The organism is Burkholderia sp. AU4i (assembly GCF_000466765.1).
GTDB classification, from domain to species: domain Bacteria; phylum Pseudomonadota; class Gammaproteobacteria; order Burkholderiales; family Burkholderiaceae; genus Burkholderia; species Burkholderia cepacia.
This window is the reverse complement of sequence record NZ_ASSI01000500.1, coordinates 1-594: the sequence shown is the minus strand read 5'-3', so window position 1 is coordinate 594 and position 594 is coordinate 1. Positions and strand designations below refer to the sequence as shown.

General features: G+C 68.7%; 2 protein-coding genes. One reads left to right on the top strand and one right to left on the bottom strand.

Features of this window, described 5'->3' with window-relative positions:
* A partial coding sequence (locus L810_RS43800; RefSeq protein ID WP_042978562.1) for a LysR family transcriptional regulator occupies window positions 1-218 on the bottom strand: 218 nt, incomplete at its 3' end.
* A gap of 108 nt (window positions 219-326) precedes the next feature.
* Here L810_RS43800 and L810_RS43795 point away from each other — a divergent pair.
* On the top strand, window positions 327-594 hold a 268-nt coding region (locus L810_RS43795; protein ID WP_042978563.1), incomplete at its 3' end, for an SDR family NAD(P)-dependent oxidoreductase.

The window sequence follows — 594 nt, the reverse complement described above, 5'->3', positions numbered from 1 at the left end:
AGCGCGCGCCGCGCTTCGAGCAGGAACGCCTCGCCGGCCGGCGTGAGCGTCGAGCCGCGGTTGTCGCGCTCGAGCAGCGAGACGCCCAGCTCGTCCTCGAGCTTGCGGATCGCCGCGCTGAGCGGCGGCTGCGCCATGTGCAGCCGCTCGGCCGCACGCCGGAAGCTGAGCGTCTCGGCAACCGCGATGAATTGCCTGAACTGGCGCAGATCGATCATGCGATACCTCTCGTGTATCAGTGGATCATCGAATTCGTATTTTACCTATCACCTCACCACGCCCAGACTTGCACTGTCGCCAATCGTCAACATTCGGGAGGGCAGGACATGACGGACAGTGAACGGCAACGGACAGCGATCGTCACGGGCGGGTCGAGCGGGATCGGCTTCGCGATCGCACGGCGGCTGGTGGAGGACGGGTATCGCGTCGCGATCGTCGGGCGCGACACGGCGCGGCTGGACGCGGCCGTCGCGCGTCTCGGCGCCGCGGCGATCGGGCAGGCCGCCGATTTGAGCGTGCGGCGCGAGGCCGAGGCGGCGGTCGCCGCGATCGTCGCGCAGTGGCCTTGCGTGGACGTGCTGGTCAACAACGCGG